The 16,762-nt window shown below is 52.4% G+C and carries 17 protein-coding genes; 6 read left to right on the forward strand and 11 right to left on the reverse strand.

Going from position 1 to position 16,762, the window contains the following annotated elements; translation table 11 throughout:
• Window positions 1-138 precede the first annotated feature (138 nt).
• The 5 genes from FGS84_RS17760 to FGS84_RS17780 form a co-directional block, all read right to left on the reverse strand.
• Window positions 139-426, reverse strand: coding sequence for a hypothetical protein (locus FGS84_RS17760; protein WP_138309779.1), 288 nt, complete (start codon window positions 424-426; stop codon window positions 139-141).
• A 10-nt stretch (window positions 427-436) separates the two neighbouring features.
• On the reverse strand, window positions 437-2,857 hold the full coding sequence (locus FGS84_RS17765) for a ribonucleoside triphosphate reductase (protein WP_138309780.1): 2,421 nt from the start codon (window positions 2,855-2,857) through the stop codon (window positions 437-439).
• Between the two features lie 303 nt (window positions 2,858-3,160).
• The gene (gene hflX / locus FGS84_RS17770; RefSeq protein ID WP_138309781.1) at window positions 3,161-4,441 is read right to left on the reverse strand and encodes a GTPase HflX; all 1,281 of its coding nucleotides are present in this window, start codon (window positions 4,439-4,441) and stop codon (window positions 3,161-3,163) included.
• A gap of 2 nt (window positions 4,442-4,443) precedes the next feature.
• On the reverse strand, window positions 4,444-5,496 hold the full coding sequence (locus FGS84_RS17775) for a tetratricopeptide repeat protein (RefSeq protein ID WP_138309782.1): 1,053 nt from the start codon (window positions 5,494-5,496) through the stop codon (window positions 4,444-4,446).
• Between the two features lie 10 nt (window positions 5,497-5,506).
• Window positions 5,507-6,022, reverse strand: coding sequence for a deoxyuridine 5'-triphosphate nucleotidohydrolase (locus FGS84_RS17780; RefSeq protein ID WP_138309783.1), 516 nt, complete (start codon window positions 6,020-6,022; stop codon window positions 5,507-5,509).
• Window positions 6,023-6,189: 167 nt separating this feature from the next.
• Here FGS84_RS17780 and FGS84_RS17785 point away from each other — a divergent pair, with 167 nt between their 5' ends.
• Window positions 6,190-6,453 carry a helix-turn-helix transcriptional regulator gene (locus FGS84_RS17785; RefSeq protein WP_138309784.1) on the forward strand — a complete coding sequence of 88 codons (264 nt, stop codon included), beginning with the start codon at window positions 6,190-6,192 and terminating at the stop codon, window positions 6,451-6,453.
• Window positions 6,454-6,588: 135 nt separating this feature from the next.
• Entirely contained in the window at window positions 6,589-6,918 is a 330-nt protein-coding gene (locus FGS84_RS17790; RefSeq protein WP_002569878.1) for a helix-turn-helix transcriptional regulator, read from the forward strand.
• Between the two features lie 236 nt (window positions 6,919-7,154).
• Here FGS84_RS17790 and FGS84_RS17795 read toward each other — a convergent pair whose 3' ends face one another.
• The 6 genes from FGS84_RS17795 to rbr form a co-directional block, all read right to left on the reverse strand.
• On the reverse strand, window positions 7,155-7,781 hold the full coding sequence (locus FGS84_RS17795; RefSeq protein ID WP_138309785.1) for a manganese efflux pump: 627 nt from the start codon (window positions 7,779-7,781) through the stop codon (window positions 7,155-7,157).
• A 79-nt stretch (window positions 7,782-7,860) separates the two neighbouring features.
• Entirely contained in the window at window positions 7,861-8,508 is a 648-nt protein-coding gene (gene scpB, locus FGS84_RS17800) for an SMC-Scp complex subunit ScpB (protein ID WP_347563855.1), read from the reverse strand.
• 127 nt (window positions 8,509-8,635) lie between these two features.
• The gene (locus FGS84_RS17805) at window positions 8,636-9,436 is read right to left on the reverse strand and encodes a segregation/condensation protein A (RefSeq protein ID WP_138309787.1); all 801 of its coding nucleotides are present in this window, start codon (window positions 9,434-9,436) and stop codon (window positions 8,636-8,638) included.
• Window positions 9,437-9,465: 29 nt separating this feature from the next.
• Entirely contained in the window at window positions 9,466-10,338 is an 873-nt protein-coding gene (locus FGS84_RS17810) for a metallophosphoesterase (protein WP_138309788.1), read from the reverse strand.
• A gap of 43 nt (window positions 10,339-10,381) precedes the next feature.
• Window positions 10,382-11,068, reverse strand: coding sequence for an HAD family phosphatase (locus FGS84_RS17815; RefSeq protein ID WP_138309789.1), 687 nt, complete (start codon window positions 11,066-11,068; stop codon window positions 10,382-10,384).
• 164 nt (window positions 11,069-11,232) lie between these two features.
• Window positions 11,233-11,847: a rubrerythrin gene (gene rbr, locus FGS84_RS17820; RefSeq protein ID WP_138309790.1), complete on the reverse strand. Its 615-nt coding sequence runs from the start codon at window positions 11,845-11,847 to the stop codon at window positions 11,233-11,235.
• A gap of 213 nt (window positions 11,848-12,060) precedes the next feature.
• Here rbr and FGS84_RS17825 point away from each other — a divergent pair, with 213 nt between their 5' ends.
• The 4 genes from FGS84_RS17825 (at window position 12,061) to FGS84_RS17840 (ending at window position 16,738) form a co-directional block, all read left to right on the forward strand.
• Window positions 12,061-12,471, forward strand: a complete 411-nt coding sequence (locus FGS84_RS17825; protein ID WP_138309791.1) for a helix-turn-helix transcriptional regulator — start codon at window positions 12,061-12,063, stop codon at window positions 12,469-12,471.
• 175 nt (window positions 12,472-12,646) lie between these two features.
• Window positions 12,647-13,780 carry an extracellular solute-binding protein gene (locus FGS84_RS17830; protein ID WP_138309792.1) on the forward strand — a complete coding sequence of 378 codons (1,134 nt, stop codon included), beginning with the start codon at window positions 12,647-12,649 and terminating at the stop codon, window positions 13,778-13,780.
• Between the two features lie 196 nt (window positions 13,781-13,976).
• A complete protein-coding gene (locus FGS84_RS17835; RefSeq protein WP_138309793.1) occupies window positions 13,977-15,077 on the forward strand; it encodes an ABC transporter ATP-binding protein in 1,101 nt (366 codons plus the stop codon).
• On the forward strand, window positions 15,074-16,738 hold the full coding sequence (locus FGS84_RS17840; RefSeq protein ID WP_138309794.1) for an iron ABC transporter permease: 1,665 nt from the start codon (window positions 15,074-15,076) through the stop codon (window positions 16,736-16,738). The genes FGS84_RS17835 and FGS84_RS17840 overlap by 4 nt, the downstream gene beginning before the upstream one ends.
• The last annotated feature ends 24 nt before the right edge of the window (window positions 16,739-16,762 follow it).

Genomic DNA, 16,762 nt, shown 5'->3' on the forward strand with positions numbered 1-16,762 from the left:
TGATGATGTGTATGTTTATCTAAATCCGGCATTTTATCCCAATGCTTTTGTGCACATCTTCCAATTCAAGTCCCTGAACCGCAAAAAACCGCTGCTCCCATTCACTGAGAGCAGCGGTCCGCATGATTCCCGGCAACATTATCTCCGGAATTTTTTATTCTTAAACACATAGATATGGGCAGCCAGTGTGGCTCCGAACACAACCAGCAGAATGGATTCCACTGTATCAGGAAACCGGTTAAAGCCCACCCCTAAGCTGCAGGCAGCATCCACCAGGAATATCCATTTCTCCACCCGGAACACCTTTTCCAGGTCGTAGTCCTCCTTCCTGGTGGAACCCACAAACATGAGGAAATCCTTTCCAGCAAACAGGCATACACCCTCGGCCAGGCACAGCGCACCCATAAACATAAACAATGCATCCATCTTCCAGCCCTTATGCCTTTACTGTATTTGTCTGATTCTGCTCCACAAACCTGCGTATGTTGGAAGCATTGGCAAACTTCTGTACAATGCCGTCGCTGACAATCACCAGGGTGGGAGCCTGCATAATACCGAACTTTTCCGCCAGGTCAGGACGCTCCTCCGCATCGATAATCTGGTAATCCTGTCCTTTTAGGAACTCCTTTGCCGATACGCAGTTGGGACAGGTCTTGGTGGTAAAGAGATACAGATGGGCTGACGCGCCTGCCTTCTCCTTCCCCTGATGGGAAACCTCTGTCTGGGCGCTGCCTGTCCTCTCCCTGGTGTCTGCCGCGATTCTGGACACGCCGTGCTTTAACTGGGATTGGCCGATGTTGTAGTTGGTACGGTTCTTATACTCCTGGGTCTTGCCTTCATTCCAGTTCTGGACCGGACGGTAGTAGCCTGTAATGCGGCTGTATACCTCTGCCTTCTCCCCGCAGATTGGACAGGTGAAATGTTCTCCAATCAGGTATCCATGGCACTTGCAGATGGAATACGTGGGCGACAGGGTATAGTAAGGCAGCTTGTAGTTCTCAGCAACCGTGCGCACCAGGTTGGCCGCAGCCTTCCAGTCAGGCATCTTCTCACCCAGGAATGCGTGGAACACGGTTCCTGATGTGTACAGCGTCTGAAGCTCATCCTGGATATCCAGGGCGTCAAATACATCCTCCGTATAATCCACAGGAAGATGGGAGCTGTTGGTGTAGTAGGGCGTATCCCCCTCCGCCCCTGCAGTGATAATGTCCGGATAGCGCTGCTTGTCATGCTTGGCCAGACGGTAGGTGGTGGACTCAGCAGGCGTGGCCTCCAGGTTGTAAAGGTCGCCGTACATCTCCTGGTAATCCGACAGGCGCTCCCTCATATGGTTCAGCACCTTCTTGGTGAACTCCTGGCATTCCCTGTTGGTCATGTCCTGCTTCACCCATCTGGCATTGAGGCCGGCCTCGTTCATGCCGATAAGGCCGATGGTGGAAAAATGATTTTCAAAGGTGCCCAGATATCTCTTGGTGTAGGGATACAGGCCCTGGTTCAAAAGCTTTGTTATAACCTGGCGTTTGGTCTTTAAGGAACGGGCAGACACGTCCATCATGTGGTCCAGCTTTGCATAGAAATCCGCCTCGTCCTTTGCCTGGTAAGCAATTCTCGGCATATTGATGGTCACCACGCCCACGGAGCCGGTGCTCTCGCCGGAGCCGAAGAATCCGCCTGTTTTCTTGCGCAGCTCCCTGAGGTCCAGGCGGAGACGGCAGCACATGCTGCGGACATCGCTGGGCTGCATGTCGCTGTTGATGTAGTTGGAAAAGTAAGGCGTTCCGTACTTGGATGTCATTTCAAACAGAAGACGGTTGTTCTCTGTATCCGACCAGTCAAAATCATTGGTAATGGAGTAAGTGGGAATGGGGTACTGGAATCCGCGTCCATTGGCATCTCCTTCAATCATGGTCTCAATGAACGCCTTGTTAATCAGGTCCATCTCCTTCTTGCAGTCTTTATACTTAAAGTCCATCTCCCTGCCGCCCACGATGGCATTCATCTCTGCCATGTCGTCCGGAACCGTCCAGTCCAGGGTGATGTTGGAGAAGGGAGCCTGGGTGCCCCAGCGGCTGGGGGTGTTCACTCCGTAGATAAAGGACTCAATGCACTTCTTTACCTCGGGGTAGCTTAAATTATCTGCTTTTACAAAGGGAGCAAGGTATGTATCAAAGGATGAAAATGCCTGGGCCCCGGCCCATTCGTTCTGCATGATTCCCAGGAAGTTGACCATCTGGTTGCAGAGCACGGACAGGTGCTTTGCCGGTGAGGAGGTAATCTTTCCCGTAATGCCTCCCAGTCCTTCCATCAGGAGCTGCTTTAAGGACCAGCCTGCGCAGTATCCGGTGAGCATGGACAGGTCGTGGATGTGGATATCCGCATTGCGGTGGGCCTCCGCTATCTCCTGGTCGTAAATCTCGCTGAGCCAGTAGTTGGCTGTCACGGCGCCGGAGTTGCTGAGAATCAGTCCTCCCACGGAGTAGGTGACCGTGGAGTTTTCCTTTACACGCCAGTCCTCCACCTTCACATAACTGTTCACCACGTCCTTGTAATCCAGAATCGTGCTGTTCATATTCCGTATCTTTTCTCTCTGTTTCCTATATAAAATGTAGGCCTTGGCCACATCTGTATATCCGGTCTGTTCAAGGACATGCTCCACGCTGTCCTGGATTTCTTCTACGGAAATCCTGCCATCCTTCATCTTATTCTGAAAATCCGCAGTCACCCTTAAGGATAATAACTCCAGAATCTCATTGTTGTAATCTTTGGATGTTGCCCTGAATGCCTTCTTGATGGCCTCTGTTATCTTATTCAGACTAAACTCGGCAACTTCCCCATCCCTTTTAACTACCTGAATCATACCACTTGCTCCTTTCAACCCACGTGCACTTTATTTCAACCCTTATTCCGCGTCTTTTGGGCCCGGAATGACACAGCTGTTTCATGGCTGTGGAAACGTAGGGCCCGCTCCCTTCGGAGCGAGCTACGCACCCATTATAGCAGATGGAAATACAAAACACAATATCTATGAATAACATTTTATATTATCCTAGATATTGTGTCTTATTAACTGTACTTATAACTCTTTTTCCCAAATCCCCGCAAAGGCGCATACCTGCGTGGTTTTTCGGACAGGGGGCATTTTATATCAGTTTCCTTTAAATCAGTCGGAAAAAAGCCTGCCGAAAAGCTCTGCCGGCACATATGCCCTGACTGCGATTCCGTCCTCCTGGTACTCCTCCTCCAGAAGCTGGCCGTATTTGCGGATGGTCTGGATGCGCCCGGCCTGGCTGTATGGAAATACCTTCTCTAACAGAATCCGCCTGCTGCGGATAATGGCCTGGAGCACCTTCTGCAGTTCTTCCAGTCCCTCCCCGGTCTTAGCCGAAATACGCACCTGGTAGTCCGATGAGAAATCCCTGGGAATCTGCATGATGCCGCTGTCCTCCTTGGCCTCCAGTTCACGGAACCGGTCCACCTTGTTGAACACGGTGACAATGGTCTTATCCACAATCTCCAGCTCCTTCAGCGTTTCCTTCACTACATGCATCTGCATATCCATCTGGGGATTGGAACAATCCACCACATGGAGAACAATATCGCTGTAGCGCGCCTCCTCCAATGTACTCTTGAACGCCTCTATGAGATGATGGGGAAGCTTGCGGATAAAGCCCACGGTGTCCGTAAGCAGTATCTGCTGGCCGTCCTCCAGGGTATAGCTTCTGGTGGTAGGGTCCAGGGTGGCAAAAAGCTTATCCTCAGCCAGGATTCCCGCCCCGGTCAGACGGTTGAGCAGTGTGGACTTGCCGGCGTTGGTATAGCCCACGATGGCGGCGGAAAGGGCAAAATCCTTCTCCCTCTGCTGCCTGGTCACCTCCCGGTGGCGCTTCACATCCGCCAGTTCCTCCTTAAGCTGCCCGATTCTCTGGTGGATGAGCCTGCGGTCCGTCTCCAGCTTCTTCTCTCCCGGTCCCCTGGTGCCTATGCCGCCTCCCAGACGCGACAGGGAATTGCGCATGCCCACCAGACGCACAGCCCTGTATTTTAACTGGGCCAGCTCCACCTGAATCTTGCCCTCCCTTGTGTTGGCCCGCGAAGCAAAGATATCCAGTATGACCATGGTTCTGTCCATGACCTTGGTATCCAGGGCATCCTCCAGGTTCCTGAGCTGGGCCGGTGACAATTCATCGTCACAGACAACACCTGTGGCCCGGGTATCCCACAGCAGCTCCCTTACCTCATCTATCTTGCCCTTGCCCAGGTAAGTGCCCGGATGGACCTTTTCCCGGTTCTGGATGATTCTTGCCACGGTCACGGCCCCGGCTGTGGAGACCAGCTCCTCCAGCTCATCCAGGGAGGCGGGTGTGTCCTCCTCCTCAGCCGTGCTCACAGCCACCAGTATCACCCTCTCCTGCAGTTCACTTAAATCAATTAAATCAGCCATTCCTACCTCGTCTTCAAAAATGCAATCTCATGCTCCGCGGCTTCGTCAGAGCCAAACTCCTTCACAAAGTCCTCAAACAGCGCCAGCGCTTTATCGTACTGCTGTAAGTGTTCGCAGGCAGCGGCCCTGTTATACGAAAGCTCCTTTAAAAGTTCCCTGTAGCTGTCCGCTCCGGTCCCGCCAGCCGGCGAAACGTCTCCGCTTTCCCCGGCGTCAGCTTCCTTCTTATCCTTTTTATCCGCCTCTTTATCTGCTTCCCGGTCTTTTTCCTGGAGAGCAGCAGCCTGGGCCGCGGCAGCTACCTGGTACCCTTTGTCAAATGAATCATAAGCACTCTGGTAATCCTTTGCAGCCATCTGGCATATACCCATTTGATTATAGATTTCACCATGTTCCATCCCACCCTTAATTGCATCCTCATAAAGCGCCATGGCCTTATCGTACTCCCTGGCATCCACACAGGCGCTGCCTGCCGCCAGCAGGGCCTCCTGCCTGCCGGGCGCGGGTTTGTCCTTCTTATCCTTTTCCTCCGCCTCCCGGTAGCGCTTAATGGCATTATCCGTATCTCCCAGCTGTGCATAACAGCTGCTCTGCCTGTACATGTACTCCGGCGTGTCCGGCTTCATTTCCAGCAAAAGGTCATAGGTATGGATGGCCGCATTATAGTCCTTTAACAGGAACTCTGCGTCCGCCCTGTATAAGAGTACATCCCGGTTGAAATTCTCTGCTCCCTTGCCGGACTTTTCAAGGGCTGTTTCAAAGGAGCCGATGGCCCCTGCATAGTCCCCTGCCTCCAGCTTCTCAATGCCCTCTGCACGGAACTGGCGTTTCTTTGAGGTGGTTATGTGGGCCACCAGCCGGAATGTTCCCACTGCAACCAGCCCCACAAGCAGGAGGCAGACTGCCCATGCTATGACCGCCTTAATCATCCGGTTTCTTCTGCGGCGCCTGCGCCTGGCACTGGAAACCGGCTTTCCTCCTGCGTATCCCGGGTACTGCCCCTTTGTCCGGGGCCTTTGCCCGCTGCTGTGTGACCTCTGTCCGCGACTTCCCATATATTTCTACCTACCTTGCATCCGTACTTCCAAAACCGCCGTTGCGCACATCACTGCACTCATCATCCACAGTAATGCCGTAGGGGATGAAGATTCCCTGTGCAAAGCCGGCGCCCTGTCCCAGTTCCACAGTCTTTCCCTCCCTGGAATCATTGGTCACCTTTATGAACATATGGCCCTCATTGTCCGAATAAAAATAGTCGCTGTCAATGATGCCCACCGTGTTGTTCAGCTGGAGCCTGAACTTGAATCCCAGGCTGCTGCGCGGAAAAATCTGAAGCACCCATCCAGTGTCAATCTCAGCCCTGACGCCTGTGGGGACTTTCATGCTTTCGCCCGGAGCCAGGGTAAGGGGAACCGGCATGAAGAAATCATATCCGGCAGAACCGGATGTGGCCCTGGCCGGGAGCCGGATTCCTTCATAAATATGTATTATCTCTTCCTCCGGCGTATCCGGGAAGGTATCGGACCAATCTGCCTTGAACTGTTCAAAACTAACTTTATGAAATTTCGCGATTCTCTGCATAATTCTCTCCTGTCTCTTTCATACTTTTACAAGTCTATCATAATCCTATGGAATTTTCTACTTTATTTTTTATTCCTTCTTTATTAGAAACTTTGATATATTCATATTCATTACAATCATATAGGAACTTCACTTTTAGAAGTATTACACTGAACAGAGGGACATTTATGAAAATCTCCTACAATTCCCAGCCACAGAGAAACCTGATTGGCGAACAAATCTTCAAGCTGCGCAAGGGCAAAAAACTATCCCAGAAGGAAATGGCTGCCCAGCTTCAGGTGCAGGGCTATTATTTCAGCGAACTGACTATTTTAAGGATTGAAAAGGGCAAACGTCTTGTAACGGACATTGAGCTTAAGATACTCTGCGACTATTTCCATATCACCCCCAACGACCTTCTGGGATACGGGGATGACGGGCATCTGGTATAGCAATGCATTGTACGTGTATTTATGCATTATATAGTGAATTCCCCCACTACTACATTTCAGCCTAATGTTTTTTTCACCTCTGGGATACAATAATACAAAAGATTTTGTAGATAATAGACAATGGTGGTGAAAAGCATGATGAGTTATGAGCTGGAGCGCATAGAAGAACTTTGCAGAGAGCGGGGATGGAGTCATTACCGCCTGGCACTGGAGATGGATACTTCCCCTAATAATATAGGCAACCTGTTCAGACGTACCACGGTTCCCAGTATACCGACCATACGGCGCATCTGCGAAGTCATGGGAATAACCATGGCCCAGTTCTACAGCACCGATGGCATACAGGTTACCCTGAACGAACAGCAGAGACGGATTATGGACCTGTATGATAAATTGGACCCTCTGGATAAATCAAAGGCAGAAGCCTACATGGAAGGTTTGTCAGCCAAGGCAAAGGATATATAGGCAAAGCAGCAGCCAAAAGCAGCCCTGGACCGGCGTATTGGAATTCCAATTCGCTGCCCGGACTGCTTTTTTCATGTTTCTTTACTTTTATTTTACATTTCGACACAGTTTTTCTGCTTCCTGCGCCGGGGAATGTATGGAAGAGCTTCCATAAACCGGAAATAAACAGGGCGCAGGATACCATCTGACACGGCTCCCTGCATGCTCCCCGATGCCATTGTGCAATCCCCTGCCCGTCAATGAAGGACCTTCATCAGAGCCAGGACCATCAGCAGAACGCCGCTGATCCAGGACAGGTCGCACCGGAAACGGGAGGCCACCTTGCGGCCCAGCCACAGGCCGCCGTACATCATACACACTCCCACGGCAAAGGACAGCACCAGGGTGGCTGCCACGGGAATATCCAGCAGGGCCGCCATGGTTCCGGCCACCAGGCTGTCTATGGACATGGCCAGGGCCAGGAATACGGTTTCCTTCCATCCCAGGGACTGGGAACCGTCCACATCCGCTGCCATGGGGTCCCCGTAAATATTGACTATAACCTTTAGCCCTGACAGGGAAAAGCTTAAATTCCGGCGGATACAGCAATGGCGGTTAATATAGGCCTTAATGCTGTAGTCCAGGAACTTGATGAATCCCAGCAGGAACAGGCTTACAAAGCAGATGATTCTGGTCACATCCCCCGGAAGGACAGCGCTTATAACGCTGCCCAGACCCAGGGCCAGGCCCAGACAACCGCTGCATATACCATTTAACAGAGCCACCTTTCCCCAGCCCACATGGACCCGGTTGGCTCCATAGGCCAGGCTGGCCACAAAGGTATCTGTACAGAGGGCAAATACTAAAATCAGACTTCCAAGCATGATATCAACTTTTTCTTTTTATTTTAGTATATTCCTCATGTACGGCTTTGGGAATCTCTCCTGTGTACAAACACAGGCGTCAGGCCTCCGGTTCCCCATCTTCACCCGCGGTTTCCTCCGCAGCCTCAGCCGGCAGTTCCTCCAGCTTAAGCTGCAGCTCCTCTTCCACCTCTGCCTTGATTTCCGCCTCCTGTTCAGGACCCAGGTCCGGCAAATCCTGGACAGAGCCAACGCCGAATCTGCGCAGGAATTCCTCAGTGGTGGCAAAAAGGGCGGGACGGCCGGGCGCATCCAGGCGGCCCACCTCGTAGACCAGGTTATACTCCACCAGACGGTTCACCGCATGGTCGGATTTGACGCCTCGTATCTTCTCAATCTCCATCTTGGTCACCGGCTGCTTGTAGGCAATGATGGACAAGGTTTCCAGCACCACCTCTGTCAGAACCTGTTTCCTGGGGGCGGAGGCCACCCGTATCAGGTTTTCGTAGTAGGCTGCCTTGGTGCACATCTGGTAGCTGTCCTCCAGCTGGGTTATCTCCATGCCGCTTCTGGCTGACCGGTACCGCTTTGTCAGACGTTCCACCGCCTTCCTGGCCACCTCCTCCGGCTGCCCGATGGCTGCCGCCAGCTGGCGCAGCTCCACCGACCTTCCCATGGTAAAGAGCACTGCTTCTATGACAGCCTCCTGCTCCTTTTCGTCCTCTGTGGGAGGAAAGGCAAGCTCCATCTGTCCCTCCGGCTCCTTTGATTCTTTTTTCTCACTTCCGGCCAGCTTTCCGGTGCGGGTTTCGACCACGCCGGCCCCGGCCTCCAGGGCTTCTATTCTGTCTTGATTGCTCATACGATTCCATCCATCATCCTTCAAAATCACCCAGCTGGGTCAAATCCAGCTCCTCTTCCTCGCCTTCCTGCTCCAGCGTCTCTATGTCCATGTCCCCAAAGGTCTCCTCCTGGCTCAGGTGAATCTTTCCTATCTTCATCAGCTCCAGCACGGCCAGAAAGGTGACCACCACCTCCAGCTTGTCCGATTGTCCCTCCAGAAGCTCCCTGAAGCTGAATCTGCGCTTTCTCCTGGCGTAGGTCAGTACATTCCCTATCTTCTGTTCCAGGCTTACAGGCTCCCTGCGTATGGTTCCGAAATTGCTTCGGATAGGGTCAATCTTATCCTCCTTGCGCTTCATAACCTGTTCAAAGATTCTCTGAAGCTTTGCCAGGGTAAGTCCGTCCAAAAGCTTGTCCAAATCCACGGGCGGCTCGTATTTCGCCACCTCAGGCGGCAGGGTGGAGGGCTTGTAGAGATGCTTTAGGGCCCCGTCCTCCCGGTCGGCCAGCTCGTCGGCCATCAGCTTATATTTCTTATATTCCAGCAGGCGCATGACCAGCTCAGCCCTTGGGTCAATCTCCTCCCCTTCCTCATCCACTTCCTTCGGAAGGAGCATCCTGGCCTTAATGTCAAGCAGGGTGGCTGCCATTACCAGGAACTCGCTGACAATGTTTAAGTCCTCCCGTTCCATATGGCGCACATAATCCAGGTACTGGGCCGTGATTTCCACAATGGGAATATCATATATGTTAATCTTATTTTTTTCAATGAGATGGAGCAGCAGGTCCAGAGGGCCTTCAAAATGCTCCAGCTTATAGGATATGGTTTCCATTCTTTCACCTGTCCGCGATATTCAGTCTGTCACGCCCGTTTCAGGCGGATTAATGCCAGCTGGGGCCTGTTGTTGAGCCGGATGTTGATGGAGTGGGTCCCCAGTCCCCGGCTGACAATCATCCGTTTTCCGTCCCGTTCAAAATCCCCGGCGCACCAGGGAAGAAAGAACTGGTACTGGGGCGTCATCACTCCCCCCAGTCCCGGTATACGGATGGTTCCTCCATGAAAATGTCCCGCCAGGGTCAGGTCCGCTCCCCACCGGGCATATGAATCAAAATACAGGGGGGAATGGGCCAGAAGGATGGTAAAAGGCTCCTTCTTACAGGCAGAGGGACCTCTGCCCAGTTTCCGTTCCATATAGCCCTCCGGCATAGACGGCACCTTCTGGTACAGGGCCTTCCGGTAAAAGCAGGGCGCCAGGTCCAGGCCCGCAATCCGGATGTCCCTTCCCAGCATGGACCAGCTGTCCTCCAGGTAATGAACCCCCATGGCAGTCATGGCATCCCTGTATTCCTCATACAGGTCACCGTATAAACCGCGCTCCCATACCATACGGTTCTCATGGTTTCCGTTGCCGCAGTACACCGGATAGCTGGCAGCCAGCTGGCGGAACAGCTTCAGCGGAACCTTTATGTCCCTCTTTCCCTTGCAGACCATCATGTCTCCGCCGGATAACACTGCATCCGGATTCAGACGGCGGATGGCTGCCACCAGCTCCCCGTTGTCCCGGCCAAACTCGTTGTTGTGAAGGTCGGACAGGAATACCAGGGTCCTGTCCCTGTCCAGTTTGCCGGAAATAATTTCTGTTACTTCCACTGAAAAATGCTTTTTTTCGTACTCTGACCGCAGCAGACAGGCAGCGCCTGCCGCCGCGGTCAGGGCGGCGGCTTCTTTCCACATATGGTTCATTCCTTTATTTAACGGCCTCTTCTTTAATAGGCTCCTATGGCTGCTTCAATATAAGCCTTCCGGTCTCAAAGAGGCCGATTACATCCGTAAGGCTGTCGCAGCAGGCAGTCAGCAGCTTCCTGATTTCTTCGTCCGGCTGGTCCTGGTCAGGTACCATCACAGGATTAAAACCGCCTGCCGCCGCTGCCTTGATTCCGTTAAAGCTGTCTTCCAGGACAACGCATGACCCAGGCTCCACTCCCAGGCGCCGGGCTGCCAGCAGAAAAATGGCGGGGTTTGGTTTTGCTTCCTTTACCATGTCCCCGTATATGTAATCATCAAAATAATCCTCCACTCCGGCACCCTTAACATTGCCCTGGGTCCAGCCTTCACTGCTGGCCGTTGCCACGGCTGTCTTTATATTGTGTGATTTCAGATATATGAGCAGTTCCTTAAGGCCCTTTTTTACCGGAACCCCGTGCTGGGCAATCCAGCGGTAGGAATACTGACGCTTTTCTTCCCGGAACCGGTCATAGTCCTTCATGGCATCTTCACCGAACTGCCGGGTGCAGACCTGTTTTACCTTGTCCGGCTTGCATCCCCGGATGTCCCGGAGGAAATTGCTGTCCACATGGATACCGTATTTCGGCCCTACTTCAAACCAGGATGTGGCGGCCAGACTCTCCGTATCAAACATAAGTCCGTCCTGGTCAAATATGACTGCTTGAATTTGTTTTGGCATTTATCTGTTCTCCTTCATCAGGTGATTATCAGGTTTTTGTCTCATTTTCAAAGGGCGCAGCAGGCCCTGACCGGACTTTAATCCATCAGGGCCGCGGGCTTTGCCTGCGTGGACATTATACCACCCTCTCACCCTCTTTGTAAAATCTTATTTTGCCTGCGCAGCTACTTTGCCTGATTATTCTTGTGCAAATACCATGGAGCCAGCTCCCTGCGGGCAAAATAGCCCTGGTCGTGGCGGCACACCGGACAATACTGGGGGGGTTCCTCCCCTTCATATATATATCCGCAGTTGGTGCAAATCCATGTCTCCCTCTGCTGGCATACGTACAGGTTCCCGGCTCCCAGCAAATCGGCCAGATACTGGAAACGCTCTCCATGGGTTTTCTCAATCTCTGCAATCATGCGGAAGGTGGCTGCAATCTGGGAAAATCCTTCCTTTTCCGCGATGTCCCCGAAGGACTTGTATACCACGTCATGCTCCTCGTATTCATTGTGGGACGCCGCATTGAGCTGGGACAGGGTATTCTTCTCCAAATCCACCGGATAACCTCCGTCTATGAATATGGTTTCCTTATCCAGCGGCTTCAGATAGTCGTAAAATATCTCTGCGTGCTCCTTTTCCTGGTCTGCCGTGTAGCGGAATACAGCCTCCACCATGGGCATCTTCTGCTCCTTTGCCAGCCCCGCCGCAAAGGTGTAGCGGTTCCTGGCCTGGCTCTCGCCTGCAAAGGCTCTCATAAGATTTTTAGCTGTCTCGCTGGTCTTAAAATCACTCATGGATTCTCCTCCTAATCATATATGAAAACAGTGTGACATACGGTCATTCCTACTATTCCCATTTTTCTCTCTTTTATTCCCATTTCTGCCAATCATCCTTGTATTTGCGCCGGTTTCATGGTATAATCCATTTATTGATAATAGCCAGTGACATGTATCGCACGTAAGTGACCAAAGGACGGTCACTAAGTGCTCATAACGAAGGGAGAAGATATGATACGCTATGAACGGCTGTGGGCAACCATGGAAGCCAGGGGCATGACTCAGTACCGGCTGATTAAACATTATAACTTCAGCGCCGGACAGATAGGGCGGCTGAAAAAGAATATGCATGTTTCCACCCATACCCTGGACACGCTCTGTACCATTCTGGACTGCTGCATCAGCGATATCATTGAGTATGTCCCTGAGGGACGGCCCCAGGTTCAGGAGGATGTCATCCAGGATGGTCCCGCTGCCGGGACAGCCTCCGAAGAAAAGGATGCAGCCTCCAAATCCAAGAAATCCGAAGCTTCCAAAGGCGATAAGCCCAAGAAGTCCGGCAAGTCCAAAAAGGGGGATAAAAAAGCTTCCAAGGAGAACAAAGAGGGTAAAAAAGGCAAGGACGGCAAGAAAAACAAGTAAACATTCAGCTATATCAGCAGACGGACAGGAAATTTTCAATCATTTCAGTCCGTCTGTTGTTTATTTTCCACCTTTTTGTGGGATTGTCGGATTTACTTTCTCCCTGCGGATGCTAAAATTAAGTTATGAAAAATGTGGTGAAGCAAAAAAATATGTTTAAGGGAGGAATGTTCATATGAGGAAATTTCAAAAAGCAACCGCAGTCATCATGGCAGCAGCCCTGGCGGCCACAGGCTGTTCCGGAGGCGCATCAAAAACCAGCGCTCCCCAGCAGCCCGCAGAAACCGGGGCAGCCAAGACAGAGGCAGCCGATGCCGGTACTGATAAGACAGAGGCGGCTAAGGATGCTGCTGCCGGAGATGAGGAACCAGTACTGGTAGTCTATACAGCCAGAAGCGAGGCCCTGAACAATGCTGTGATTCCTGAGTTTGAGAAGGATACGGGAATTAAGGTGGAGGTGGTGGTGGCCGGTACCGGCGAGCTGCTTAAGAGGGCTCAGTCCGAAAAAGATAATCCCCTGGGTGACATCTTCTGGGTGGCTGACCAGACCATGCTCTCCTCCTCCAAGGAACTATTCATGGAGTATGTGTCCTCTGAGGACGGGAACATGCTGGAAGCGTTCCGCAATACCACCGGCTATTTCACCCCTGCCTTTGCAGACCCGACGGTCATGATTGTCAACAAGGACTTAAAGGGCGACATGCAGATTGACGGTTTTGCGGATTTACTTAATCCGGAGCTAAAGGGCAAGATTGCCTTTGGCGACCCTGTAAACTCCAGTTCCGCATTCCAGTCCCTGCTGGCCATGCTCTACGGTATGGGCAAGGACGGCGACCCGTTATCCGACGAAGCCTGGGCTTACGTGGACCAGTTCATCGCAAATCTGGACGGCAAGATGGCCAACAGCTCCAGCCAGGTGTATAAGGGTGTTGCGGAAGGCGAGTATGTGGTGGGCCTGACCTGGGAAGACCCGGCTGCCAACTATGTAAAGGAAGGCGCTGCGGTTGAGGTTGTATTCCCCAAAGAGGGAGCCATATTCCCCGGCGAGTCCGTACAGATTTTAAAGGACTGCAAGCATCCTGAGAATGCAAAGAAATTTGTGGATTACATGCTCTCAGAGAAGATTCAGAACGCAGTGGGCTCCAACCTGACAGTAAGGCCCCTCAGAAAGGATGCCAAGCTGGCTGACTATATGACGCCGCAGTCTGAAATCAAGCTGTTTGATAACTACGACGAGGGCTGGGTTGCTGAGCACAAGACGGAAATCACCAACCTCTTCAGCGAGCATATGGAGACTTCCATGGACTGACCGGCTGCTCCGCTCATCTGACAGAACACGCAAAACAGGCATAAACATGCCCCCAAAGGACTGCCCCTTATGCTGACCACATCATCCTGTCACCGCACTTCACCTCTTGGCGGCTCGAAACGGTCAGATTAGGCAGTCCTTTTTAAACGCCTGAAGCACAGGCGCCAAATACTCATAACAAGGAGGGTTACAGACAATGAGTGTAGCTATCAGCATAGAAAATGTAATCAAACGGTTCGGAAAGGATACCATCATAAACGGTCTGTCCTTAGACGTGCGGCCCGGTGAATTCTTCACCCTCTTAGGGCCTTCCGGGTGCGGCAAAACCACCCTGCTGCGCATGATTATAGGATTCAATTCCATTGAGGGCGGTAAAATCAAGATTGACGGCAAGGTCATCAACAACATCCCCACCAACAAGAGGAACATGGGCATGGTATTCCAGAACTACGCCATCTTCCCCCATATGTCGGTCCGTGACAATGTGGCCTTTGGCCTGAAGAACCGCAAGGTGCCCCAGGACCGGATTGAGTCGCAGGTGGACGATATTCTGAAGGTGGTTAAGATTGACCATCTGAAAAAGCGTATGCCATCCAAGCTCTCCGGCGGCCAGCAGCAGCGCGTGGCCCTGGCCAGGGCCATTGTCATCCATCCGGAGGTGCTGCTCATGGACGAACCCCTGTCCAACCTGGACGCCAAACTGAGGGTGGAGATGAGGAACGCCATCAAGCGCATCCAGCAGCAGGTGGGCATCACCACCATATATGTAACCCATGACCAGGAGGAGGCCCTGGCTGTATCGGACCGCATCGCGGTCATGAACGGCGGTGTCATCCAGCAGATTGACACTCCCAAGAATGTGTACCAGCGCCCCTCCAACATCTTTGTGTCCACCTTCATCGGCCTCTCCAACATCATGGACGGACGCATCGAGGCAAGGGACGGAAGGACACTGCTTCACATCGGGGATTACAGCGTTGCCATGGAGAATCTGGATGACAGCGCCAGGGACGGCCAGGCAGTGAAGGTATCCATCCGGCCTGAGGAATTCATTATCAGCCGGGACGGCAGCCAGGGCATACCTGCCATCGTACAAAGCAGTGTATTTCTGGGCATTACCACCCATTACTTTGTGGAGACAGAGGACGGCAGGGAAATGGAAGTCATACAGAACTCCGATATCTGGGATATCATACCGGACCACACACCCATCCGCCTGGGCGTGCAGCCCCATAAAATCAACGTATTCACCGAGGACGGCAGTCAAAGCCTTATTGTCAGGAGGGACCATTCATGAGATATGCAGGAGAGAAAAAACTAAATATCTGGGTTGCAATGGCACTGGGAATCCTGGCCCTGTTCCTTCTCTTCGTGGTCTATCCCCTGGTGCTGGTGCTCTATAAAAGCGTTCTCTCTGAGGACGGACATTTAAGTTTCGCCTATTTTACCAAATTTTTCGCAAGAAAATACTACTGGAGCACCCTGGTGAACAGCTTCAAGGTCACCATTGTTTCCACCCTGGTGGCTGCCTTTCTGGGGCTGGCCATGGCCTACGTATTAAGGAGCGTGCAGATTAAGGGAAGCAAATACCTGAACATCCTGATTGTCATCTCCTACCTGTCCCCGCCCTTCATCGGCGCCTATGCCTGGATTCAGCTGTTAGGGCGCAACGGCTTCTTTACCAAGATACTCAACAGCCTTTTTCATGTAAAGCTGGGAGGCATCTACGGTTTTGCGGGCATTGTGCTGGTATTCTCCCTCCAGTCCTTCCCTCTGGTGTACATGTACATATCCGGGGCCCTGAAGAATCTGGACAATTCCCTGAACGAGGCAGCTGAAAGCCTTGGCTGTACGGCCTTCCAGCGGGTCATGCAAATCATCGTCCCCCTGGTAATGCCCACCATGCTGGCCAGCTCCCTGCTGGTGTTCATGCGCGTGTTCTCTGACTTCGGTACTCCCATGCTCATAGGCGAGGGCTATAAGACCTTCCCGGTGCTGATTTACAGCCAGTTCATGGGCGAGGTCAGCACGGACGACCATTTTGCCGCAGCCCTCTGCGTCATTGTCATCGGCATCACCCTGGTGCTCTTTTTCCTCCAGCGCTATCTGGGCAGCCGCTTTACCTATTCCATGACCGCCTTAAAGCCCATGGTGGCGGAAAAATGCACCGGCACCCGCAACATCCTGTCCCACCTGTTCGTGTACGCAGTGGTGCTCATTGCCATCCTGCCCCAGATTACGGTCATCTTCACCTCCTTTCTGGCAACCGGCGGAGGAACGGTCTACACAGGCGGCTTTTCCCTGGAAAACTACAGGAACACCCTGTTCTCCAAGAACAACAACACCGCCATCTTCAACACCTACCTGTTCGGAATATGCGCCATTGCCATTGTGGTGGTGTTCGGTATCCTCATCTCCTACCTGACGGTCAGGAAAAGATCCTTCCTCACAGGCATCCTGGACACTGTGACCATGTTTCCCTACATTATACCCGGCTCTGTCCTGGGTATCTCCTTCCTGTACGCTTTTAACAGCAGGCCCCTGCTGCTCAGCGGCACTGCGGTCATCATCGTCATTTCCCTGTCCATACGGCGTATGCCATACACCATACGCTCCAGCACCGCCATCATCGGACAAATCAGTCCCAGCGTGGAGGAGGCAGCCATCAGCCTGGGGTGCACTGAGACAAAATCCTTTGTAAAGGTGACAGTGCCCATGATGATGTCCGGCGTGCTCTCCGGCGCCATCATGAGCTGGATTACCTTAATCAGCGAGCTCAGTTCCTCCATCATCCTGTATACCAGCAGGACCCAGACCCTGACCGTGGCCATCTATGCGGAGGTCATCCGCAGCAACTTCGGCAATGCCGCGGCCTACTCCACCATCCTGACCCTGACCAGCATCGTATCGCTGCTGGTGTTCTTCAAAGTCACAGGCAGCAATGACATCAGCATTTAATTTCCAACTATGATATAATAGGAG

Origin of the sequence: Clostridium sp. 1001271st1 H5 (genome assembly GCF_005845215.1) — a bacterium.
Taxonomy (GTDB): domain Bacteria; phylum Bacillota; class Clostridia; order Lachnospirales; family Lachnospiraceae; genus Enterocloster.